This is a genomic window from Bradyrhizobium elkanii WSM2783 (assembly GCF_000472865.1).
Taxonomy (GTDB): domain Bacteria; phylum Pseudomonadota; class Alphaproteobacteria; order Rhizobiales; family Xanthobacteraceae; genus Bradyrhizobium; species Bradyrhizobium elkanii_A.
This window is the reverse complement of record NZ_AXAP01000067.1, coordinates 22,794-45,769: the sequence shown is the minus strand read 5'-3', so window position 1 is coordinate 45,769 and position 22,976 is coordinate 22,794. Positions and strand designations below refer to the sequence as shown.

At 59.0% G+C, this 22,976-nt stretch carries 21 protein-coding genes and 4 pseudogenes; 8 read left to right on the top strand and 17 right to left on the bottom strand.

What is annotated here, in order from left to right; genetic code table 11:
- Nucleotides 1-298 precede the first annotated feature (298 nt).
- The 3 genes and pseudogenes from ltrA (at nucleotide 299) to YY7_RS0136990 (ending at nucleotide 2,860) form a co-directional block, all read left to right on the top strand.
- Nucleotides 299-1,581: pseudogene (ltrA, locus tag YY7_RS0137005) on the top strand (group II intron reverse transcriptase/maturase).
- A gap of 80 nt (nucleotides 1,582-1,661) precedes the next feature.
- Nucleotides 1,662-2,475 (top strand): annotated as a pseudogene (tnpC, locus tag YY7_RS58970) (IS66 family transposase); the annotation flags it as partial.
- A 13-nt stretch (nucleotides 2,476-2,488) separates the two neighbouring features.
- Nucleotides 2,489-2,860, top strand: coding sequence for a hypothetical protein (locus YY7_RS0136990; protein WP_028167603.1), 372 nt, complete (start codon nucleotides 2,489-2,491; stop codon nucleotides 2,858-2,860).
- A 1,751-nt stretch (nucleotides 2,861-4,611) separates the two neighbouring features.
- On the opposite strand, the gene YY7_RS63755 is transcribed toward YY7_RS0136990, so the two are convergent.
- From YY7_RS63755 to YY7_RS58955, 3 genes and pseudogenes are all read right to left on the bottom strand, one after another.
- Nucleotides 4,612-4,770, bottom strand: coding sequence for a transposase (locus YY7_RS63755; protein WP_245287529.1), 159 nt, complete (start codon nucleotides 4,768-4,770; stop codon nucleotides 4,612-4,614).
- 237 nt (nucleotides 4,771-5,007) lie between these two features.
- Nucleotides 5,008-5,352 (bottom strand): IS5 family transposase, encoded by a 345-nt coding sequence (locus tag YY7_RS63750; protein WP_063623419.1) that lies wholly within the window; start codon nucleotides 5,350-5,352, stop codon nucleotides 5,008-5,010.
- Nucleotides 5,353-6,125: 773 nt separating this feature from the next.
- A pseudogene (locus tag YY7_RS58955) lies at nucleotides 6,126-6,496 on the bottom strand (transposase); the annotation flags it as partial.
- Between the two features lie 3,233 nt (nucleotides 6,497-9,729).
- Here YY7_RS58955 and YY7_RS58950 point away from each other — a divergent pair.
- From YY7_RS58950 to YY7_RS60985, 4 genes are all read left to right on the top strand, one after another.
- Complete coding sequence (locus YY7_RS58950; protein WP_245287528.1) at nucleotides 9,730-10,557, top strand: YopT-type cysteine protease domain-containing protein; 828 nt, start codon at nucleotides 9,730-9,732, stop codon at nucleotides 10,555-10,557.
- A gap of 969 nt (nucleotides 10,558-11,526) precedes the next feature.
- Nucleotides 11,527-12,402 (top strand): host specificity protein, encoded by an 876-nt coding sequence (locus YY7_RS0136950; RefSeq protein ID WP_130230645.1) that lies wholly within the window; start codon nucleotides 11,527-11,529, stop codon nucleotides 12,400-12,402.
- A 1,362-nt stretch (nucleotides 12,403-13,764) separates the two neighbouring features.
- Nucleotides 13,765-13,941, top strand: a complete 177-nt coding sequence (locus YY7_RS60990; RefSeq protein ID WP_155255468.1) for a hypothetical protein — start codon at nucleotides 13,765-13,767, stop codon at nucleotides 13,939-13,941.
- The gene (locus tag YY7_RS60985) at nucleotides 13,938-14,357 is read left to right on the top strand and encodes a DUF7694 domain-containing protein (protein ID WP_130231713.1); all 420 of its coding nucleotides are present in this window, start codon (nucleotides 13,938-13,940) and stop codon (nucleotides 14,355-14,357) included. The genes YY7_RS60990 and YY7_RS60985 overlap by 4 nt, the downstream gene beginning before the upstream one ends.
- An 837-nt stretch (nucleotides 14,358-15,194) precedes the next feature.
- Here YY7_RS60985 and YY7_RS0136925 read toward each other — a convergent pair.
- The 14 genes and pseudogenes from YY7_RS0136925 to YY7_RS0136860 form a co-directional block, all read right to left on the bottom strand.
- Nucleotides 15,195-16,652 (bottom strand): IS4 family transposase, encoded by a 1,458-nt coding sequence (locus tag YY7_RS0136925; RefSeq protein WP_028167594.1) that lies wholly within the window; start codon nucleotides 16,650-16,652, stop codon nucleotides 15,195-15,197.
- A 145-nt stretch (nucleotides 16,653-16,797) separates the two neighbouring features.
- Nucleotides 16,798-17,100: pseudogene (locus YY7_RS58940) on the bottom strand (IS701 family transposase); the annotation flags it as partial.
- An 85-nt stretch (nucleotides 17,101-17,185) separates the two neighbouring features.
- Nucleotides 17,186-17,629 carry a hypothetical protein gene (locus YY7_RS0136910; RefSeq protein ID WP_028167592.1) on the bottom strand — a complete coding sequence of 148 codons (444 nt, stop codon included), beginning with the start codon at nucleotides 17,627-17,629 and terminating at the stop codon, nucleotides 17,186-17,188.
- Nucleotides 17,626-17,946, bottom strand: coding sequence for a hypothetical protein (locus YY7_RS0136905; protein ID WP_028167591.1), 321 nt, complete (start codon nucleotides 17,944-17,946; stop codon nucleotides 17,626-17,628). The genes YY7_RS0136910 and YY7_RS0136905 overlap by 4 nt, the downstream gene beginning before the upstream one ends.
- A 17-nt stretch (nucleotides 17,947-17,963) precedes the next feature.
- Nucleotides 17,964-18,152, bottom strand: a complete 189-nt coding sequence (locus tag YY7_RS0136900) for a hypothetical protein (protein ID WP_028167590.1) — start codon at nucleotides 18,150-18,152, stop codon at nucleotides 17,964-17,966.
- A complete protein-coding gene (locus tag YY7_RS0136895) occupies nucleotides 18,149-18,337 on the bottom strand; it encodes a hypothetical protein (protein ID WP_028167589.1) in 189 nt (62 codons plus the stop codon). The genes YY7_RS0136900 and YY7_RS0136895 overlap by 4 nt, the downstream gene beginning before the upstream one ends.
- On the bottom strand, nucleotides 18,334-18,648 hold the full coding sequence (locus tag YY7_RS0136890) for a hypothetical protein (protein WP_028167588.1): 315 nt from the start codon (nucleotides 18,646-18,648) through the stop codon (nucleotides 18,334-18,336). Before YY7_RS0136890 ends, YY7_RS0136895 begins: the two co-directional genes overlap by 4 nt.
- Before the next feature lie 2 nt (nucleotides 18,649-18,650).
- Entirely contained in the window at nucleotides 18,651-18,902 is a 252-nt protein-coding gene (locus tag YY7_RS0136885; RefSeq protein ID WP_155255467.1) for a hypothetical protein, read from the bottom strand.
- 4 nt (nucleotides 18,903-18,906) lie between these two features.
- Entirely contained in the window at nucleotides 18,907-19,158 is a 252-nt protein-coding gene (locus tag YY7_RS0136880; RefSeq protein WP_028167586.1) for a hypothetical protein, read from the bottom strand.
- 1 nt (nucleotide 19,159) lies between these two features.
- Complete coding sequence (locus YY7_RS0136875) at nucleotides 19,160-19,498, bottom strand: hypothetical protein (RefSeq protein ID WP_028167585.1); 339 nt, start codon at nucleotides 19,496-19,498, stop codon at nucleotides 19,160-19,162.
- Nucleotides 19,495-19,839 (bottom strand): hypothetical protein, encoded by a 345-nt coding sequence (locus YY7_RS60980; RefSeq protein WP_155255466.1) that lies wholly within the window; start codon nucleotides 19,837-19,839, stop codon nucleotides 19,495-19,497. Before YY7_RS60980 ends, YY7_RS0136875 begins: the two co-directional genes overlap by 4 nt.
- 3 nt (nucleotides 19,840-19,842) lie before the next feature.
- Nucleotides 19,843-20,295 carry a helix-turn-helix domain-containing protein gene (locus YY7_RS0136870; protein WP_028167584.1) on the bottom strand — a complete coding sequence of 151 codons (453 nt, stop codon included), beginning with the start codon at nucleotides 20,293-20,295 and terminating at the stop codon, nucleotides 19,843-19,845.
- A gap of 17 nt (nucleotides 20,296-20,312) precedes the next feature.
- Nucleotides 20,313-21,194, bottom strand: a complete 882-nt coding sequence (locus tag YY7_RS0136865; protein WP_028167583.1) for a recombinase RecT — start codon at nucleotides 21,192-21,194, stop codon at nucleotides 20,313-20,315.
- Nucleotides 21,194-22,120, bottom strand: a complete 927-nt coding sequence (locus YY7_RS0136860; RefSeq protein WP_028167582.1) for a PD-(D/E)XK nuclease-like domain-containing protein — start codon at nucleotides 22,118-22,120, stop codon at nucleotides 21,194-21,196. The genes YY7_RS0136865 and YY7_RS0136860 overlap by 1 nt, the downstream gene beginning before the upstream one ends.
- 417 nt (nucleotides 22,121-22,537) lie before the next feature.
- Here YY7_RS0136860 and YY7_RS0136855 point away from each other — a divergent pair, with 417 nt between their 5' ends.
- Nucleotides 22,538-22,942, top strand: a complete 405-nt coding sequence (locus YY7_RS0136855) for a GcrA family cell cycle regulator (RefSeq protein ID WP_028167581.1) — start codon at nucleotides 22,538-22,540, stop codon at nucleotides 22,940-22,942.
- Nucleotides 22,943-22,976 lie beyond the last annotated feature (34 nt).

The window sequence follows — 22,976 nt, the reverse complement described above, 5'->3', positions numbered from 1 at the left end:
AAGCGTCGTAACGTGGAAATCGTCGTCAAAACCAGAGGTGTGTCGTCCCTCTGGGATCAGTCCGCTGGAAGCCTGATGATTGGGCGGGCGGCGACCGGCGTTGAGGGGGCGTGAATCGGATGCAGGCGTTGTCACGGAACTGCAGGAACCAGTCGCTCCGATGCAAAGGGAGAAGCACAAGCGGAGAAAACCGNGAGGCAAGAGTACCGATGCGGAGCACTGGGGCGGACCGATCCGTACAAGTGACGAAGGCTCGTAATGGGGCTGGAGCGAAGGGATCGGATCAGGTGGGCTGGCCATCGTTGCAACTGGCAACAGGAGGACGGCGGTGAACCAGCCAAGCAAACCGTTCAACATCGACAAAAGAAAGGTGTACGAAGCGTATCTGCAGGTCGATCTAATGGTGGCGCAGCCGGTGTCGACGGAGTGACGATTGAGGAATTTGAATCCGACTTGAAGAGTAACCTCTACAAGATTTGGAATCGAATGAGCTCAGGCGCCTACTTCCCGCCACCTGTTCGTGCCGTCTCCATTCCGAAGAAGAGCGGAGGCCAAAGGATCCTCGGGGTGCCAACTGTGGCGGATCGCGTGGCACAAACAGTTGCCAAACAACTCATTGAACCGACTCTGGACGCAATCTTTCTGGCGGATTCCTATGGCTATAGGCCCGGCAAATCGGCGCTTGATGCCGTAGGCGTCACGCGCAAGCGTTGCTGGAAGTACGACTGGGTTCTTGAATTCGATATCAAGGGGCTGTTTGACAACATTGACCACGAGCTTCTGCTGCGGGCTGTCCGGAAACATGCAAAGTGCGAGTGGGCGTTGCTCTACATCGAACGATGGCTGACAGCGCCGATTGCGCAAGAGGATGGAGCTGTCGTCGAGCGAAGCTGCGGCACCCCGCAAGGGGGAGTAGTGAGCCCGATTCTCGCCAATCTCTTCATGCACTATACATTTGATCTCTGGATGGCACGAACGTTCCCTGAACTCAGGTGGTGCCGGTATGCTGACGACGGGTTGATACACTGCCAGAGTGAGGTGGAGGCGCAGAGCGTTTGCGAAGCGCTGAGAATTCGACTGGCCGAGTGTCGTCTGGAATTGCATCCGACGAAGACGAGGATTGTCTACTGCAAGGACGATCGACGCCAAGGCAAGAGCGAGACGGTTATGTTCGACTTTCTCGGATATTGCTTCCGGCCGAGGTCAGTCCGGGGGCCGTACTCGCAGAAAATTTTCTGCGGGTTCACTCCGGCGGCCAGCAAGTCAGTGCTGAACGCGATGCGGGCAACGATCCGAGACTTGAACTTTCGTAGGCGGCCAAATCTGACGCTGGACGACATTGCCCGCGAACTAAACCCGATAGTTCGGGGGTGGATCGCGTACTATGGGCAATACATGCGCTCGGCGCTATATCCGATGGCCCGCTACATCAACCAAACAATAGCTATCTGGTTGAAGCGAAAGTACAAGCGCTTCCGCCATCGGTTGGGGCGCGCTCGTATCTTCCTGGAGAAGATCGCTCGCGAGAACCGCAGACTCTTTGCTCACTGGCAACTCGGTATTGGCGACAAGCTTGCCTGATGGGAGCCGGGTGAGGTGAGAGCCTCACGCCCTGGTTCTGCGAGAGGCCGGAGGTGAAATCCCTCCGGCCTACTCACCCCACGGTGCCGGTCCTTGCCAAAGGCAAGACCCGGACCGGCCGGCTCTGGACCTATGTGCGCGACGACCGGCCATTTGCCGGACCGGATCCCCCGGCGGCGGTGTTCTTCTACTCGCCGGATCGTGGCGGTGAGCATCCGGAACAGCATCTGGCAGGCTATGCCGGACTGATGCAGGCCGACGCCTACCGGGGCTTCAGCAAACTCTACGCGGCCAGTCGCAAAGTAGGCCCGATCGTCGAGGCGGCGTGCTGGGCCCACGGCAGGCAAGTTCTTTGACCTCGCACGGCTCACCAAGGCACCGATTGCAGCCGAGGCGGTCAAGCGCATCGATGCCCTGTTCGCCATCGAGCGCGAGATTAACGGTCTGACGCCGCAAGAGCGTCTGCGTGTACGCCAGGAGCGCAGTCGCCCCCTGGTCGTTGAGCTGCAGGCTTGGCTGCGTGAGCAGCGCGCCAAGCTCTCCAAAAACAACGACACGACCAAGGCGATCAATTACAGCCTCAGCCGCTGGGATGCATTTACCCGCTTCCTCGATGACGAGCGCCTTTGCATGTCGAACAATGCCGCCGAACGTGAGCTACGGGCCGTCGCCGTAGGAAGAAGAAACTGGACCTTCGCCGGCTCCGATGAGGGCGGCCGGCGTGCGGCTGCCATCTACACCCTGATTGCCAGCGCCAAGCTCAACGACGTCGATCCGCAGGCCTGGCTCGCCGACGTGCTCGCGCGCATCAATGATCATGCTATCCAGAGGCTGGACGAGCTTCTGCCCTGGAACTGGCGAAAGCCAACGCCTGATCATGTCGAAGCAGCGTGAGCCAAGAGGACACATGAGAGCGAGCGGTCTGTCCGCGGCAGATAAATTGGCGGTGACGGCCGCCTGCCAGCAGTTGATCGACGACTTTTTGAAGCCCCGCTTCCTGCCCACTATCCGACCGACGCAGTTCAACTATCCCGTCGATATCCTGGGAAAGTGGCACGGCACCAAATATCGCTTCATTCAACGCTACCGCTCCGGCTTTCTAGAGAACCTCGGCGAAGAGTTTGACGCCCCGTTCGCTCGCCTCGACTGGATCAGCCGTGATCGCTTCGACATCCAGTGGCACCGTCACACCGGAGAATGGTTCTGCCTCCATCGCGGCCTCACTCTCGCCGAAGCGATTGACACGCTAAGATCCGACGGATTGCTCCATCCACTTTAAACACGGAACTCCGCAAGGTCAGGTATCCCGGGTCCTCACCGGACGGATACCAGCAATCTGTGCGCCGCACGCGAAAAGTGCTCTGGGCGAGGCTTGATGAGAGAAAGACTACTGTTGCGGCGGTGCGCGTGGAATGATTTCGCTGCCGTAGTCGGATTCCTGCCATCAATGTCCTCAACCGGACACGAGTGGTAACAATAAGAGAGGGCAAGGGACGCCGATCGCCTCTCGTGCCGCCACGGCGGCAACAATGCGTTCGCAGTTGGGCGCATCCAGGTGGCTATGTTCAGCGCAGTCCTTTAGCCAGCGGCTGGCCCTCAGATTGGCTGAAGAATTCCATCGTCGCTGGCGCTGCAAATACTTCCCTCATCCTCACCTAGATGGAAGGTGAATGGCGGTTGTGATACGCCCGCATCACCCCTGATGACCTCAATGGATAAAGTACGGCCTCGAGATAGCGGCTTGCCTTGGCAGCTCAGCCAGTCAAAGTGCACGGCGTGCCCCAATCGCGTTAAAGTACCGCCGCGGATCCCTTCATAAGGGAACGCCCCTGAAGCTCCGTCGCATTCACCGTTGAGAAGGACGCCCACGGGTGTCAATACAGTCGCGCGCTCGGGGCATGTTCGTCGGCACGCTCCTTCCGGTCTCATTCAGGCGGACGTGCATAGGCGTCGTTGAGCGATGCACCTCAACTGCCGAAGTTGCATCTAAGTGTCTTGTATTCCGTCCACACACTGAAATGTGTGTCCGCGACACCTGGGCGGCCGACATGCAGGGCTGGGGAACCGCTGCGCGGCTAACTTCGCAAGTCCACCAGTGAAGCACCTGTGACATAAGCGCAGGGCCGAACCGTGCTACGCTCACGCTTCTTTGCCCATGGGTCCAGGTCTACAGCATCACGGATTTCCGATTGAGAGCTCGCCAGTTCTGGGGAGGCGGAGAGAAGCACTACCGCCCTCGGGTCGATATGTCAGTCGCGTCCGCGGGTTGCTAGGACGATTGGGCCAGGCCGCGGCTTCGTCACCTATCGAGCAGCAGAAGAACAGGTGGGTGCCTGGTATGCGAGTAGATCCACGGCCCAATCGGCCTACTGCAGCTCGCGTGGTTGACTGGACCTTAGACGCGAAACTATCGTGTCCGGCGGCCAAGACACCCCACGACTGCGATCACAATCAGCGTACGTCGCAGTTGCGCATATAGCTCACGAGCTCGAATCTCACGTAGCGCCAGGTTGCAGGCCTGCAAAAGCAAAGGCAAAGCTGTACCACGCAGGTCTATGGCTCGTTGGCAAATCAAGTTCGGCGGCGTAGCTTACTATTTCTCAACCTTGTTGCGTGTCAGGGCGATCATGCACTTAGATCTTTGCCAGGACGGGAAGAGCTCTCGCCGGCTATTGCTGGGCATTGAACCGAGCGAATTCGCAATGTGGCAAATAGACGAATACTGGAATGCGCAATGACCAATGTGATCATGCATCTGTTCGCGCACCACCGGCGCGCGATCCGGTGACCAGAAGCTCGCAATCACCAGAAGTTCGCAACCAACAGAAGTTCGCAACCAACAGCTTCCCGCCGCTAGGCAAGTCGATGTACGGCCTGCCTGCTGGATAGGGAGGGGCGCATCGATGGCTCCATGACTACTGGAGCAAAGCGAACCTGAACCAGATCGATTTAATCTGGATGGATTTGCAGGAAGCGGTCACCGCTGGGCAGCAGAGCGTGACTCTGCTTTCCCAGGTTCAGACTGATCCATTAGGCGACGATGGCGGCGAGGTAGACTGCAGCCAAGAAGTTTCTGGCAAGTTTGTCGTAGCGAGTTGCAACGCCCCTGAAATCCTTGAGTCGGCAGAAACAGCGCTCGATAACATTGCGCCCTTTGTAGACGCGTTTGCCGAAGCTCTGGAGGATCACCGTTGGATTTGTTTGGAATGACGGGCTTCACGCCGCGATTGACGATTTCGGCGCGAAAGCCGTCGTGGCCTTTGTCCCCAATGAGGGTAGTCATGGGGGTGCGAGTTTCAAAAGGGCCGGCCGCGCGGCAATATCTGCGTCTTGTCTCGGAGTAAGATGAAATGCGCAAGGTTTGCAATCAGGGTCGTCCAGCGCGTAGATTTTCGTCGTCCGCCCACCGCCCGAGCGGCCGATCGCCTATTCATGTTCTCCTTTTCCGCCGCTCGCGGAGCGATGCGCTTTGATCGAGGTGGAGTCGATGGACAAAGTCGCGCCGTCCTTGCCGCAGCGGGCGAGCGTTTCAAAGACCGCCTTCCAATGGCCGCGCTTGGCCCAGCAATTGAAACGATTGTAGATCGTCGTGTAGGGACCATAGTCAGGCGGGCAATCGCGCCAGCGTGCGCCGCACTGAGCGTGTGAACGATACCGCTGATGATCCGTCGATCGTCTTCGCGCGCGGGGCCCGTCTGGTTCGTTGACAGACGCGGCTCTCTCTATCTGAACCCACTGCTTGTCGTTGAGCCAGAACAGTCCTTTGCGCATCGAAGTCCGCCATGCCGAATCAACTCGGTGCCAGGGAATCAGAACCAGCTGATTAGGTACAGACCCTTAGAGCAGAAAAGGGCCGCATCCCAGCGGCCGCTTCGCGGTTACAGTCGCTACTCCTGATAAAATGCCAGCCCGGCAGGGCGGGCTGGCCAGTGCTGCCGCCAGAGTACCCTAAGCCGGGCGCTCCATATCGCCGATAAGGATGACGTCGTCGCCTGGAACGTACCGTGAATCGGAAATGTGATTCCGCATTTCTGCCCTCCTCCGTAAATCGGAATCCCTTCTTGTAGAAAAATTCTGAAGCTCCCTCGTCTTGAGAAATAAGGGATAGACTGGAAAGGCCCGCTGAATCCCTAATCCGATCGGCAATGTCCAGCATAGCCGCCCCGACTCCTTTGTACCTCGACCAGTCGAGACTCTCTATGGTGAGAATTCGCAAAGTGTCGCGCCGCGGCGCCACGTTCATACTTCCCACCTTGTTGCGTTGATGGGCATTAGAAAACAAAGAAACGAGTTGGACATTGCCGCTATTGCTGATTGCTGTGTACAGCCTGACTTGCTCACCCCGCCGCTTGTCAAAAGCGAAAGAGGCTGGTCCCTCGGCTGCTAAAGCGGCCGTAAAAGCGGTCGTATCCGCGCGAGCGGCGCCCGCCAGCGCATCGCGCTGCTTGTGCAGACTCCGCTCGCCGGAGGGCACATTGTAGTGATTGATTCTCATCGCAACGGGATTGCTATTCGGACAAGCTTTCGAAAAGCTGACGTGCCCAAGGTTTGCAATCGGGGTCGCTCAGCGCGTGCCACAGCGCGAGCGGCCGATCGCCTGTTCAAGCTGCCGCATTTTCCGCTGCTCGCCGAGCGATGCGCTTTGATCGAGGTGGAATCGATGGACAAAGTCATTCCGTCCTTGTAGCAGCAGGGCGAGCGCTTCAAAGATCGCCCGCCAATGGCCGCGCTTGGCCCAGCGATGGAAACGATGGAGATCGTCGTGTAAGGGCCATAGTCGCGCGGGCAGTCGCGCCAGCGTGCGCCACGCTGAAGCATGTGAATGATCCGCTGATGATGCGTCGTCGCCATCGCGCGCCGGCCCCGGCTGGTTCGTTGGCAGATGCGGCTCGATCTGAGCCCACTGCTTGTCGTTGGGTCAGAACAGTCCGTTGCGCATCGAAGTCCCCGTACCGATTCAACTCGGCGCGAGGGAATCAGAGCTCGCTAATTAGGTACAGACCCTAATTGGTAGCTGAAATATCGCGCTTGCTCGGTATCTCTGGTAGTGCCGCAATCCTCAGCAAGCTGAGCGGGGCGCGTAGCCTTTTTGGATACGAAATCCGAGTATTCCGGTGGATTAGCGGCGACTACTTGATTTCATCGGCATAAAGGGCCCTCGCTTCTCTCCTAAATGCAGACCTGTCGATCTCCTCGATGGGGGCTCGGGAAACGAGCGAGTACGGCCGCTCCGTTGCCGAGGACGAAATGCCATAATAATCCCGCGCCACGAACGGTTTCCGCAAAGCTTGGCTATCTCCTCACGGCCTCCATTCATCAGCCTGACTAGCGGTTGTGGATTGGCTGGATGAGCCAGGGCTTCGGCCATGCATCAGATTCGCTCTCCTGTCGGCAAAGTTGGGATGCTGAGCGTCGTGCCGCGCAACCCAAGAGGAGCCCAATAGGAACCCTAGCTGACGACAGTACGCGCTCGGCCTCCGCACCACCGATCGCACCGGTTATGTAGGCCAACAACGAAACTGAGGACGAGGATAACTGCGGGGCAGCGCGACCTTACCCGAAACAAAGTAGCCAAGGCGACGGTTCGGCCAATTCCATCTACTCGTGTATGCGTCAGTGCTGGCCACCATCCGAGTCATTGGCCTGAGCGGGCGTGAGCAGTTGATCTTATAGACCTGGGCTCGACCGGTCCAAACCACCTCTGCCGAACAGGAGCAGATCAATTCCCCGAAGCCGCTGAGAGGGCACTCAAGCAGCACCAGGCTCGGAAGAAACAAGACGAACAATGGCGCAAACGTCAGAGGGACACACTCGAGAATGATCGGGGAGCGAGCCCGAAGCGAGATGTGGCGCAGGACCTGACAGATAAAGGAAGAAGAAACGTGGTGAGACAATAACGCCAATGAAGTCGGCGAGAAAAACCTATCCAACATCGCCGAAAACTCGCGCTGCTCTATTGCTGGGCTAATGGCATGGGATAGCATTCCCGGAGTCCAGAAGATGGACAGGAAATCCGCCCGGAGCCTTGGTGTCTCAGCATCAGTCTACAGAATCAGATCGCCCCCCAAAACGAAATCTTTGTCCAACGCAGGCGGGGCGGCCAACGGGCCCGGTTTGAAGCTAGTAAAGGGAGCGAAACGAAAAAGGCCCTCAACGAGGGTGGGCTTGGCGGCATCGCATTTGAGTTGGGAACTTGGGCGCGGGTACAACTGTGTCCGGCCGAAACTCGTCAGTTTCCTGAAAGCTAAGCTCCTTAACATGAGAACGTGGTTTCTTGACCACGGATGCCGCCCATGCGTCAACTGGTGACGAATCCAGCGAAAGCTCTGGCGGTTTTGAACCCATGTTCCAACCAATAGGAGAGCTGTATGGACAATCGGATCGACGGTGCTGGGCCTCCAGGGTCCCCAAGCGCCTACGAGTGGACTCAAGAAGATCATGACCTATTTAGTCGAGTGATCAATGAAGCCGGGCCGTCCTCATCTAGCGAGCCAGAGGAGACCGTATATGATGTCTCATGGGCCGCTCCTGAAATGTTTTCGCACGGCTCCCAAGTCGCCCCGCTCCCAATGATCGAGAAACTGACCCACCACGGTCTCCTGCCAGACTCGGAGCAGCCGACGGTGAGCTACGAGATCCGAGGTCACCGCTACACGGCCGCGTTGGTCCCGTCTCAGGGCGTACGCCTCATTCATAACCCACCGGAAGCTCAAATGCTGCGAGTCGGGTCGACGGGGGCGCCAGATTTCGGAGCGTTCTTCGTTGAGACCCGACGCCATCGTGCGCCTCTCCCGGAGCAATGGGCCCCCCTGGCGCTTATTGAAAAGCTGCGTGAACAGGGGCTCATGCCAACCGCAGACCACCCAACAACCATTTCGCTCGACGGCAAGCTTTATAACGCCGAGCTAAAGGAAGGAGGGTTCGTTAGGCTTACACGTCAGGCCTGAGATCTGTGGTGGCTGAGCCAACTTGGTTGGGCGGAAGCACTCCGGCCCAGCCGACTTGGACTACCTAGACAATTCACCGTTCCCTACTGAACGGTCCGCATCGCCAGCGCGCATTTTGCAAATCCGCTGGCAGCTGGCGAACATGAACGCTGTGGCAGTTGAGTGGCTGCGCAAGCTCATGGCGGTCCGGGAGTTTCCTGAATACAGGACCGGCCAACAGCGATGCTGCGCTAGCGTTCGCGATCGCTCTTGCTATCGCTCGGTGTTGACCCGGTGAGTATGATGAAGCATCCTGCGCGGCAGGCCTGTCGAACATAAGATGTGAGAAGGTGATGCCAGCCGTGGTCGGAGCGAGTTCGATTTCATATCGCTCCGCCGAAGAGTGGAAGCGATAACATCTAATCGGCGGTTTCCGGAATATACCGTGCTGCCCAGATTCACTGGACGATGCTCCTGACGCGTACTCCCCGACTGGGCTAAGTCGGCGACCATTAGATGCAGAATCGTGTTCCGGCGGATAGGGAATTCACGGCCCACCTGCGGCATCGATCCCGGCGACTTTCGTGATCAGCGGCTTGACGGTGTTGACGTGTCACGAGGCGGCAGCCTAACGCGTTTGAGCTGGGCGAATACGTCCATTCCATCTTTGAGCCATAACGAATGGAGGGAGAAACTCGTGATGAGCGCCAAAATCGCCCCGCGCGCGAGCCGGTGGTGCCGAGCGCAAGTACTAACGTGGCGTCGGAGGTCTCGTGTCCTTAAGACGGCAATGCCGGTGACCTGACAATTGCCTTGCCAATCGAAAATCAAAAGAGATGCGCCCACGCGATCACGAGGGCGAGGGAGGTGGTGAAGCCGACGTGCCCGGACGGAGATGGATGATGTTCTGGTCGAGAGCCGGGATCGTAAAGCGGCCAAACGCCTGCTGTGTAAACTGCTGAAGAAGAGTGACATGCCCTGCGCGTCATGATCACGGATCTTGGGTTATATGGCGCTGCTCGCAGGGCCCTTCCTCGTGCTCTGCGTAACACCTGCGCCCGTCAGCTTGTGATCAGCTTGTCTGAGTAACATTCGCAGCACCGCCTAAGCAGCCCGACGCACTCGGGAGAGACTTACGTCGAAGGGAACGCGAACCGCCATGGATAATCGAATTAGTGGCTCATCCACACGCGCCAGCCAAGCTGACGAACCGAGGCAGTCGGTGGACAGCGACAGCTTTACCGAAACACTTGCGGGCCTGCCGTCCCGAGCGGCGCCGGATCCCCATGCTGGTTTGTCATTGGCGCCAACACAGCCGTACTCGCTCGTTTCCCAACCTCGTATCGTGGAGCTCGAAACGTCTTCATTCGCCTGGGAGTTGCCCGACAAAATGGGGCTCTGCGCCAGTAAGCCACATACCTCGGATGCAGATTTTCACAGTTCAACCTCTTCCAGCTCCACTACATCCCCTCCACCCAGGCCGCTGTTTGAATACAGGACGGTCGAATTGCCTCAGGCGAATGTAGACGGCATCTGCGTTGGGCTGACTGCGGAGTGGCTCCGCAATCTGAGCAGCAGCCCGTCAGCCCGAATGGATGCGCTCATGCCGGAATCAGAAGGGCACCACTCAGCGGCTGAGCGGCAGCAGCAGTATCAGGACCTCAAGGATCGGTTGCGAAGTGAGGGAGCAGGAGCTTCTCAGGCCGACCTTGAGGCACAAAACACCATTTTGCGGGAAGCGGGCCTGGCACCGTCCGGAAGAGAGAACAAATACGGATTCGGCGAGCCCTCGAGGTTCTCGCGCGTGCTGGACAAAATTACCGGCGACGGATCGAAGTATTTGCTGAGTTTGTATTTCGCCGAAGGCGGCGCACACACAGTTGCGACGTCGGCGTCGAATGGAACAACCACGCTCTTCGACCCTAACTATGGAGAATTTACTGTTCCATCAGACCAGATGGGGTCATTGTTCCAAAGCCTCGCCAATCGTTACAGGAATCCTCCCAACGGGCGGCATTTATCGACAGTCACCACACAAAAGATGTACTGAGTCGGGCCTGAAGGCCGCTGGCGACTAATGCCTTCTCGTGGCGAACGAGTCGGTCGTGCTGACATTGGCTATTCCGGCTGTTGTCCCCTTGGGGCCGTCATGGCCGCCTCAAGGTGTTCGAGGATGTCCCGGATCTCGGCCGCCAAAGATGCTCCAAGCGGGGTCAACCCGACCAGTCGGCTCCTACTTCTGATGCGAGGTGTTCCGCGAGACTGCTGACGGAGCGGGCGACACGGGATGTCTCGTGGAGGACGATTGGCGATCGAGTTGAACGAGGCCCTGCGCATCAGAATGTGCGCTCCGTGAACGTCGGACGCCACAGGTGTTCAGCACGATCTCAAGCCGGGTATCCGTGTTGCGACCGATGCCGGATCACCGGCTAATGCGCCTGTCATCGCCGGCAGGTCGCCGACATAGCGATCGATCACGCGAAACCGTCAGGGCGATGGCCGACTGGTTGGTCGTAACGGAATAGAGGTTACACGTCGGACCTCCTTAAAGATGCGCGCTTGCATCGTCTGAACAGCCGGGCGGACGCCGCTGCGACCGAATGAAACCACGATAAAGCCGTGGCTCAACCTAGCTACCCCACCAAAGTCCGCGGCCGGCAAGTTCTGCATCGCCTTGAAATCAGCAAGCGAGGGCCGCATCATCGAGCCCGGAAAGCTGTGAAACGGTGTTGTGATGGTGGGCCGCGGCAATATCAAGGGTAGGGCTGTAATTCTTCTAAAGAACCCGAGATCTCGGCTCGCTCGCGTAACAAGGTATGGCACCTTAGCCGCGAAGCGGAATAAGCATAGCCGTAGAAAAGGCCAGCCGCGGGGAAAATGCGCTGCCCCTCGCCTTGCAAAGCGTGAGCACCGCGCCCCCTCTGTGCGTCAGCTTATTGTCAGCTCGCGCGCCTATCACTGTCCACAGGACTCGAGCAGGCCAGTACGGTGCAACTTTTGCGATAGGAGACCAAACGTCGTGTATAACAGAATCACTGGTTCTTCCAGCCAATTTCCAAGCGCGAGCCAAGCCGATGAATCGGAGCTGTCAGCAGATGGCGGGAGGTTTACCGAAACGCTTGCAGACACGGCCCCTGGTTCCTCCTCGGGGGTGGCACGGCCGTACTCCCTCGTTTCAGAACCTCCCATCGATGAGATCGACAGGGAGTCGTTCAGGCAAGAACTGAGAAATTTCTATGGTAACGACATCAAGCACATGGCCAATAATCCGCAAGAGTACTCGGATTTCGTTTCCGAAAAAGCTGAGCGCACAGCGATGGTCGCCAGAGCCGGATCCACCGTACAGGATTCGGACCAGGCGCGATATTTCAGCTATCAATTGGGTGACAAGAGTGTCGGGCTTCTAAAAACCGAAGGTCGACGTCGCATGGGAGGAGAGGCGTGGGAGCAGCACTTTCCTGGGCGGAAACACGTCTCGTCCGTTGTCGATCTCCGGGTTACTCATCCGCTCGTTGAGAACGCAGGCGATGTTCTGCTGGAACACCAACTTCGGCTTGACGGTAAGCGGGCGTTGGTCATGTCGCGTCCTGCCACGGATGAGGTGAAGCCCCGTCTAGAGCAGATGGGTTTTGTTCGCGTTGGTGACAATGAAGATGACAATGAATATGTGCTTGACCCTAGGCAGCATCCCGACAAGTGGACGCTGAACGAGGAGGGAAAATGGCAGCGGGTGGACAAGCCTCGCCTATATCTCTCCAAAGCTGAGAGTAGCGATGAGGAAAACGAAGGAAGTGTCGAGGAATATTCGGGCGAAGAATACATCGAAACGGATTCATCTGGGGACGATCCTTCTTGGTACTTCGACCGGCTCAATTTAGGCCCGGGGACCGGCTAGCAGAAGTCGCGCCGGGTGCAGCTTGACTTCTCATACCGGCACGCACCGGGGCCAAGGCGACGCTGCAACGGGAGCACCCGGCACGCGCGGGTGTGCTCTCGTTGCGGCGCGCGAGCAGAAATAAATTAGAAGCGGCGGCGGTTCCCGAATTCGCAGGCAGAGCAACTTCTTTGAATTGCTAGTCAGCTGCTCTGAGCTGCCTTTTGGTCATTGGCAACTCTCTGGGATTTGAACGCTCCACAAGCATCGTGCGCAGCGCCGACGAAGTCGCCAAACGATTCTTGATGCTTATCGTGATTGATCATCAAGTTGTTTTCATCGTCTTTGAATGGCGTATTCAAGCTGGCGTTTAGTGGCAACCGGGAGCTTTTGTGTAAGCAGCATCCTACACGCGCGGTCACGAAGTGATCTGAGACTGCTACAGCTGTCCTGGTTGGCGCATGTCGAATCATATGATGAGCCGATTGGGCCAGTTGCGTGATTCTTGCAGGGCGCTTGGCGGGACGATCTAATGAGGTGTGCCCCCCTGACCGAGCAACGGGCCAAGCCGAATGTCGCGGTCGCCTATGCGATCTGCGCTTCAATAACATTAAGTCGGCGCGCTATGGACTTCCGCCTGACGATCATCGACGAAGACGGCAGGCACAGACCATGGCCCATTGTGGTGGTGCGGAAGGGTATCTGAGGAGCAAGCGATGGAAGCAGTCTGGCTCTATATCGATGAAAAAACACCCGCGTGATGGGAGCCACATCGGCCGTCGCGGGATAACCCCAATCAGTGTCTCAAAGAGCATGATGGTGAAGTGTCGCCTGGCATACCCCGTTCTTGGCAGCAGCGATGATGGGAGATCAGTCGATAGAAAGTCGCACAGCGAACCGCCTTTTGAAGGCCTAGGCCGATTTGAGACTCATGGTGCAAGATGGCGAGATGCTTGGTGAACGTGCGAAAGCTTCTTCGCCGTGATCGATCGCGCCACGATTGGCAATCAGAATCCTAAATTCGATGACCTTGACCAGCGCGGGGTCAAGCTTTGAAACGGTGGCCTATTACGTGGGCCTTGACGCGGCTCACTCCGTAGCCTGGCCGTGACTTTAGTGGAAGAGGAGCCGTTTCCGACGGTGCGCGGCCGACGGATCCCTAGGCTCGTCGCGAGGCGAGCCCTCGGCCGCAGCTTCGCGGCATGCTGCGGGAACGATTAGGAATGTGGTGAGGTAGAAAAGCAAAGGTCTGGTGCTGAAACCAAAATTGCAGGTTAGAAAGCATCCTTTGGAAAGCTTGTCCGGGCCTCGCAGTGGAGGTGCTTTACCGGCTCAAGGAAAACCGAGCGCCCGGTTGCCGGCATTGGAAGCGGAAGAAGAGAGATGATCTACATCTACGGTTTGCTCAGCAGTTTGTTCGAATTTCAGCAGACAATGCACGGGCGAGCATGGCACTCGGACGCTGCGCAGCAGCGCTGGCTGGAGGCGACGAGGGAGCCAGAGAACAAGGTGGTCTACGTCGATTTCAAAGCCATTCGCGAGGCAAAGGAGGGAACGTGAGAGCACAAGTTCTTGAAAAACTCGAGGCCGGCCGCGTGCGATACGGCGAATTTGCTAGCGCGCCGGGATCAGGTCCTTGCGGCCTGTTTTTTGTTCAGGGGCCTTGTGGCTGCAAACTCAGGATAGTCGGATTTGTTCGCCCAGGGTGGGAGCATGTCTCCGTCTCGACGCCTAGACGTTGTCCGAACTGGGAAGAGATGTGCTTCGTCAAAGACCTGTTTTGGGATGAAGAGGAGTGCGTGATGCAGCTGCACCCACCTCATTCGCAATACGTGAATAACAGCCGGTATTGCCTGCATCTCTGGAAGCCGACTCGTCAAGAAATTCCGATGCCACCAACGAGCTTTGTCGGCCTCGTCGGGCTCGGGCCATCGGAAGCGGCAATCCTATTTGAACGGATGAGAGCGCTGTTGTGAAAGCCCCGTCGCCGAAGATGTAGCGATGCCCGCAGGCGTGCGTGAGCATGTCCAGACATCTTCGGCATGATGAGCAAAGCTCGTAGCTGCGCCGATGAGAAAAGGCAAAGCAAAATCCGCTCCGAGCGACGCTCGTCAGACTGACGTCAGGTACGTTGCTTAAGCGTTGAGCCGCCAATCGGCAGTAAGCACTTATCACCCACCGAAACGAATATGTCTGGCTCTATGGAGAATATGGTACGGCTCGATTGGGTGCCGTGCTGGTTGCGATCGGCGTGTGACATAGCCGCCTTGTGCTGCGTCGCCTGCCTCTTGATGATGGCCCTTACTGTCATAAGTCTCATTGGTTGCCTATTGCTGCTGGTTCAGGTGAGGCGGCGTTTTTGGCCAGTGCAGCTGGAGAAGTCCGTTGACGCGAGGCGAACCAAACCGCTTTCAAGCCAAAGCTGAAGACATTCCCGCCATTGGAACTCGGCGATTGCCCACATGCGAGAAGGAGACAATGGCCGTGGGCGCACTTGGTTGCGCGAGGTCTTCTTCCCGAGAAAGGCGCGTGAGACCTTCTACGAGCATCTCGGAACGGAAGAGAGTTGAAAAGGGGCCCATGCTTCAACGCTGCGTAGGAGGGCACGAAATCACTCGGGCATGCTCTCGGTGCCGTGCCCACCTTTGGGCATTGCGCTAGAAAATCGAGAATGCGCGCGAGCCGCGGCGGTCTCGAGGGCAACCGGAACAGTGCACCTATCAACGCAAGCTAGGGATTTGGCCGTAGAACAGCCAGACCTCAATCTACTGGCGGCCTAATTGGTATCCGTCCGGTGAGGCCTTCACCGGCTTTCAATTACCCACAAATTCTCCTCCGACCATGGCGCCCAGCGCGATGTCAGTGAGGCGTGACAGCCCGCGCCACATGACGGTATTGCCAGGCGGCGGATCGCTGGCGCGGGCGAGATAACCGCCGAGCCGGGCGATCTTGATCAGATAGTGCGAGAGCATTTTCTTTTTTGCTTTTGGTTTGTCGTTGACGAGGCGATCGAGCACGTCGATTTCAGTCGCGGTCAACACGACGGTTGGCGGCGTGTCTGGGGCGGAACGGTTGAGCATCGTCATCCAGAAGACCCGCCAACTCAGGATGCAAAAGAGCGAGATCAGATTGGTCAGACGCTGGGCGGTCCTGAGCTTCGACTCCTCAGCTTTGCAGCCCGATTTGAGGATCTTATGGAACACCGCGATCTTCCATCTCAAACCATACCATTCGAGCTTCTCAATGGCGTCGGTGCGGGAACCAACGGGCAGGTCGGTGATCAGCTTCCAATCGATCTTCTTTCTGTTTTTCGGCGTCCCGCGCTCTTCGGCGTGGATCACCGTCAGGGTTAGAGCGGGATAGCGCTTCTGCTTTCCGATCGGCGGCAGGACGCGAATTTTGCGATACCTGATCTCAAGAACGGCCTGGTCGGGATCGCCGTTGCTGTCTCTGACTTCGATGCGATGGAGCCCTTTGATGGCGACCTCGTCCATTTCGTCGGCGATCGTGTGATCCCCGTCTCCAGCCAAGCGGTCGACGCAGGTCCTGATCAGGAAATGAGTTCCGATCTCCTGTGCTGCGCAGAAAAGCTCGTAAATGTCACTCTCGCGATCACCAATATGGATGCATCGTCCCGGATGATCCAACAGCTGCGTAGACTGCTTGAGATTTTCCAACCACCGGACGCTTTCCTTTTTCTCGATGGGAATCCGGGTCGGATTGATCTTCTTTTTAAGTGCTGCCGTCCCCTTGAATTTCTTCCGGGTCCAGAACTTAACGGCCGCCAACCCCAGCGGCACCCCCTCGATTGTCACCGCGAGGCTCGAATGCATCAGGATGCCGCAAACCGTGTGCGATCGGAGGCGCCCCGCCTTATCCCGTCCACTGTTTATGCTCTTGGTGATGCCGATCGCTTCTGACTTCTCGCGTTGATAGCTGAACTCGGTTGTATCGTGCAGCACAAGAACGAGACCTTCCGCGGCGGCGGCCCGATCACGTGTCGATTGGAAATGACCGGCCAGAATGTCTGCTTCGCTGACCCGCTCATTAGAGAAGAAGCGGTAGGCTGCCTTGGTATTCGCCCAATCCTGGCAGACGAGCGGAATGCTTTGTCCCATGGCGCTTCCAATCTGCGTGAGCAGTTTGCGGAATCTGTCGCCGAGCCGCGCGTCCCTAAACTCGCATCCACTACTCTCTCGATCAATCCAACATTCACCTTCCAAGGACCGCAAACAGCCTTTCGCCGATCGATCCCTTAATGTCAGGCCCATAGAGCACCCCCTCGCGAATCAGGTGCTCAGCAAGGAATCACAAGTGATTCTTTCGATTCAAGATTTCGCCGATCAGCGGATCAGCCCGAGTGGTCAAAGTTATGGGTAATTGAAAGCTTCACCGGATGCGTACTCGACCAGCGGATCAAGAACGATGCTTTGGCCGAGGCCGCGATCGCGTTCTTTGGTGCGGTGTGGGCACGAGAACGGACGACGGTCATTGTGGCGAAGGCAAGCATGCCCTGTGAGACATGGCGATGCCCGCCTGCCAGGAGCGGGTTTCTTGTGATCAAGACCAAGCTCGTTCTTGGTCGTTTCCAAGCCGTCCTCGACGGCCCAGCGATCGCCTTCCACTGACGCCAGCTTTTGAATGGACGTGCCTTGGTCATCACGTGGAGTAAAATGCCAAGTCGCCGTCGGCAATGTTGCGGCGGATCAGAAATCCTTGCAGATCGGCATCGGGCGAAGCCGACGAGGCTGCTGATAGAATCCGCTCGCCGGCTTGCTCTTCCCGCATTCCTGGCAGACGAGCGTCATGCAGGCGCCTCCAACAATCCGAGCTGGTTGACGCGGTCTGATACGGTGCGACCGTCATGGGTCAGCATGAACGGGAGAAAGACGGCATCGAACGACAGGATGCCGGTCTCAATCGCCATGATCTGGCCCTTGACCCAGTCGCGCAGGATCGAATTGATCGCGATCTGTCCCTGCGCCAGCGCGCGCTCGCGGTGCTCGCGCTCGGTGCGACCCCGAATCCGGTAGCTGTACGGATGCTCTTTCAGATACAGCGCGGCCCAGCCGCTGGCGCTGGCGCGCAACTGCATCTGACGACCGCGATGACGAAACGCCAGCAACAGCTCGTGCTTTTCGAAATCATCCATGAAGCCGATGCTGTCGCAGCCGACCCGGCGCAACACCTTGATGATGTCGTCGCGAGCGGCGACGCCGCTGGTCGCGTTCTCATAAGGCGTCGTCATGACGCGGGCTCCTGTCCCGGATTCTTCTCCGGCAGCAATTGGTCGACGACGGCGCCCAGGATCGAGGATGGCGTCTCGGCGCCGTCGCGGGTGATCGCGGTCGCCACGTTCTCGATCTCGGCGCCGTACTGCAGCGCCAACGAGAGCACCACCGCCGCGTCGCGCGCGATGGCCTCGACGGCCTCGCCGGATTTGCCGCCGGTTATGAAGACCTCGCCAAGGGCGCCGTCGTCATAGAACCCGAGCGTCACTGCAAAGCGGCGACCGACGCCGCCCCATTCGATCTCGAATGTTTCGGCGCGGCGACGTTGCGGCAAGATCCGGCGCTCTCCCATCACGCCACCGCCGCGACTTTCGGCTTGCGCGGGCCGCGCTTCTCAGCCTCCAGCGCGCCCGATACCTGCCGGATGCAACCGATCAGCTCCGCGGCCTGCGAGCGCGTGGTGATCGCCGCCGTGATATGCAGCTCGATGTTGCCGTCATTGGTCTTCAACTGGACGTCCGCGCCTTTCGGAATCTTCATTGCGATCCTCCATGCTCTTGATCCGCCAGCGGCGTTTCGTATCGCGTCACCAGCTCGACCACGCCGATCACCTCGCGATGCCCGACATCGTTCGCGATCTTGTCGGCAAGCCGTTTGGCGATGCCGAAGTCGCTCAGTTCGGCCTCGATCTCACCCGTGGAAAGGTTGATGACGCGATAGGTCATGCCGATCCCTTTGCTTTGGAAAACTGCAACTCCCACTGCTCGGCGAACCTGCGCAGCTCCTTGTCGATCAGGTCGATCTTGCGCATGTCGGCCTCGGTCGGCTCCTCGCCGCCCGGATCGAAAACCGTCATCAGGCTGCGGAATAGGTGCTGGGCGCCAGCGAAAAACGCGAGCTTGCATTCCTCAAGCTGGACCAGCGGCGCGTCCGGCGGCACGACCGCGATCCGGTAGCCGATCCAACCGGCCTCGATCAGCTTGCCCGCCTCGGCCAGCTCTTTCGACAAACGTTCCAGATAGCTGCGATCAGCCATGGTCAAGCATCCAAGTTGCGTTCTGCTTTGATAAAGGCGGCGTGGACCCGCTGCACGAGATCGCAGAAATCGTCTTCGATTCCAGCATCGTGGTGAATCTTGACGGCGCCCGTGAGCAAGGCGCTGATAGCGAGCACCGTCCGGCACGTGCCGCAGAGCGAGGTCGGCACAAAGGCGCAGTCGGCGACGGCGTCGGCAAGGATCTGGGAGAATTTCACCGCGATCCGGTCCTGTTCTTCTTGAGCGCAGGGCATGGCGTCATCCTTTCTTGGTCCGGCGCCTCCGGCGGGGCGCGGTTCGCTCGCTCCTATCCTCGCCGCGCGGCGGGATCGTCATCACCGCCTCCGGTGGCTGGACCGGACCAGGGGTGAAGCGAGCCAGCAACTTGCGCACGCGATAGGCTTCGCTGAAGTGATCACCGGCATGACAGTGCATCGTGTCGGTGCGGCAGACCTCGCCGCAGCAGATCGCCTGCGCAATTTCGATGTCGCTAGGTCGCTCGTTCTTCATCTCAATGCTCGGTTGATGCGGCTTGACCGTTGCCGCCGTTGCGCGGCAGGAACTGGACTTCGGAGCCTTCGACCGAGCGGCGCTCGTCAAGCTCGCGCTCGGTGTCGTGAAACTTCTGCAGGCCGTGCATCAAAGCCGCGCCAGTCTGATCGAGCAGGCTCTTGATCGCTTCACCCCTGCGCATCATGGCGTCGCGGTCGGCGTTCGCGTTGGCGAGCTGACGGCGCAGGCTCTCATTCTCGAAATCCAGAATTGCCTTGTTGTGCTTCAAGGTCTCGTTTTCCGAACGCAGGGATTCGATCTCGGTCTGCATCGTTGAAATTTCGTTGGCGAGGTTCATGGGTGGTCTGCTCCTGTTGTGGCGCGTTTAGGTGATCCTCGGCCCGCTGCCGCCCTGGGGGCTGGGGGCTTTAAGGCAGCAGCGGGCTTTCGGATCGAGCTGCAGGCGTCGGGGGCGCCGGTTCCTGCAGCGCTCGATTCAATGCGGCGGCGAATCTGCGAACGGATTCCCGCGACAAAGCGCCGGTTGGTGGCATGGCCTTGCGGAATCAGCAGCATCAGACGCCGGCCGTCTCGGCTGGTAAAATGGATGCGCGTGTGGCGGGTGCCGTGCGTTACAAGAACGTCGGAGCCGCCGTAGTCCCGAATAAGCTTGATCGTCTCGCGCATCAGTTTTCTCATCGGCTACTCGACCGGCGTCAATGCCGTCCGGATGGCGTGCTCGTACTTCTTGCAGGCATGGATCACGACCGAGTGGCTGCGCTCGAACTTCTCGCCGATCTCGTGAAAGTTCTTGCCGGTGACGACGCGGACGAACGCCATCACCTTCTGGCGAATCTCGACGACGTCGGAGCGATCACTGAGCAGGACGGTCCGCGTGACGCCGTAATACTTGGCGCAGATACCCATCGCGTCGAGGATCTGGTTGCTCCAGGGGCGTGCAACGCGATAGCGACGGAACGCCCGGTCGGCCATGATCAGGAGATTGATCTCGACGGCCGCGAATTCCGCGGGTCGCTCCGTCTGCGGATGGCCCGTCAGCGACGGCATCCGCGCCGCCGCGATCCAATCGAGAGCAAGGGAAAGGGAATCGTAATTGGTGGTGAACAAGCGTCCGTGCAGTGCCATCACTTCCATAGTATCCTCCCCGTCTTTCAGGCCTCATCCGACCCTGCGTCGGATGGCACCTTCTTCTGTGATTTCGCAGCATGCTCATTGGCGTAGGCGTCGAGCGTGGCGACTGCGGCCTGACCGATGGCGGGTGCATTGCCGCGCAGCCGTTCGGCGAGGCGCGGCGAGATGTCCTTCGCGGTCTCGCTGGCGACGACGAATCCGGCGTCTTCCATCTCATCGCGGCCGTACATGCCGCCGATGATGTCGGGGCAATACATGCGCGCCCAGTCGCGCGACATGTTGTAAAACAGCTGCAAATCCGGTTTCAGGTCCCAGAGCGGCGACCCCTTGACCTTGCCGTATTCGTTGCGCGCCGGCCGCAGCTTGCCCAGCGTGAACTGGCCAGGGTCGGCGCTGCGCGGCGGGAAATAGCGCGGCTCCCTCTCGCCCTTGAAGGTCGCATAGACCCTGCAGCGGCGGTCGTCGCCTTCGCCCTCATATTCGACGTTCAGCCGCGTGGTGATCGGCGCGCGCTGCTCGATGATGGCATGGAAGAACTGGGATTCGTAGGCGACGCGCTTCTCGCCCTTGTTCTCGACGATGTAGGTCCAGCCCGCCAGCGTCAGCGCCGAGATGCCCAGCTCGTGCGCCTTCATGCAGACGCCGAACATGCCACCGACATTGCCCTGCAGCCACGGCGGAATCATCGGGCCAGCGGTCGACAACAGCTTGGCCTCATCGATCATGTCGCGCAGGTTGGCGACGTCGACGCCGCCGCCGCCTTTGAACAACAGAACCTGTTCGGTGCGCTCGTTGACGACCTTTTCGGCGTTGCCTTCCGCCAGGTCGCGGCGCGTCACGCGCTCCGGATGCGGACGGTCGGATTCCATGGGACGGTCGCCGGGAAAGGATTGATCGCTCATCAGGCAGCCTCACGCAGGGAGAATTTGACCCGGTCATCGACCGATTTGCGCCACCAGTCGGGCGCGTCGATGTATTCAGCGTCGGCACGATCGTCGCCCGGTCCCGGCCACACGCCGCCCTGGTAGCACTGCCAGAACATGCTGTAGGCGAGCTGATTGAGCTGATCGCCGCGCGCGATGTCCTCGTCCTTCAAGGTGCAGGCGCGCACGCAATAGGGCGGCCGGTTCTCGACAAACAGCACCGTGAACGATTGCACCGGAAGGCCGAGCGCGCGGGCGCCTTCGATCACCATGGCCGCCTGCTGGTAGTAGCCGCGATCGGCCATCGTCCGCTGCAGGTTGCGGTATAGCACTGGCGGGTGCGTCGTCTTGATCTCGGCATAGTCGCCGCTGGCGTTGGGAATCTCGTCGGGCCGCGCCTTCTTCCAGAATCCGCGATCGTCCTTCCAGATCAGCGAACGTTCGGGGGCGCCACCGAGCATCCCGGCCTGGACCAGCGGGAAGCTGCCCAGGGCGACAATCATGCCCTTCGCATGCGACGCCATCTCCGGCGTGATGATCGTTTTGCGATTCCGAATCTGCTCGGCCTTCCACTCCCGCCATTCCTTCCGGTTCCCGTTGTACGGGTGTCCGGCAATCGTCGCGGGACGGAAGACGCAATCGCTTTCGAACGGCTCGGCTGCGACGGCGGCATGCAGGAAGCGGCCGAGCGCCATCGCCTCGCTCTGCTCTTCATCGTCGACGTGATCCGGATTGAGCCTGGATTTTTCCCAGGCGTGGCGCGGCGATTCCCCGATGATGCCGCGCAGCATCGTCGAGGACACGCTGACCTCCGAGCAGAGGTCAAACCGATGGTAGTCGGTCAGCGGGATGCCGCGATAAATCCCGGGCTCGGTTATCGTTTTCCCATAAGGAATCGACTGCATGTCCCATCCTCCCGCGCAATCGTCGGGCGTTCCTCGCCCTCGCGCCGAGGACAAGGCGAATGAAGTCCAGTCTGAGGAACCGATACGGGCCGCCCGCTAAAGGTCGCGAACAGTAACGCCGTCGTGGTTAGCTGGGCGTGTCTGTTGGTGCTCTCACCGCCCTAAATCGTGCTGCGATTCCACGCTCACGAAACCAAGTTGTCAACAGGCTCGAACGTCAGCGCATGAAGTTTCCGGACACGATGCAACCTCTGGGATTAATGCGTGTTCGCCTGCATATTTTATGAGGCAGTCAAACCGTCGCAGCTACAAACTCTCTGGACATCGAACAACGGCGAACAAGTGTAAACATGGACACGCGTCGCGTTTGGTGACAATTAAAACGACCATCGATCGTGCTCATGACGATGACACCAGATGGTCAATCCAGCCACATCGACATGGGATTCTGAGGCCGTCTCGGTCCTGCAAAGGATGTGGGGCGCAGGCAATTCGGCGTCTGTGATCGCTGCGGCGATGCATCGATCTCGCAATGCGGTCATCGGCAAGGTCGTTCGCATGAAGCTGCAACGCGCGAATGGATGGCCGGTCACCATGAAGGCGCGAACGGCGTTTCAAACCAGGACAAAGGCGCTGTCGAGCCGGACCGAACCGGCGCGGCCGGTCTCCTACCTTAAGGCGCGCGACTTCCATTGTCACGCCGTGCTCGATCAGCGCGGCGCGGACGGTCTTCGCATGCGCTGCGGCGCGCGGCACCTCAAGGGCGCGTCGTGGTGCCAAGCGCACTATCTCGCCTACTTCAACCATAGCCGGAGTCCCTGATGCCAACACGCGAGGCCCGCGCAGCACATCCCAA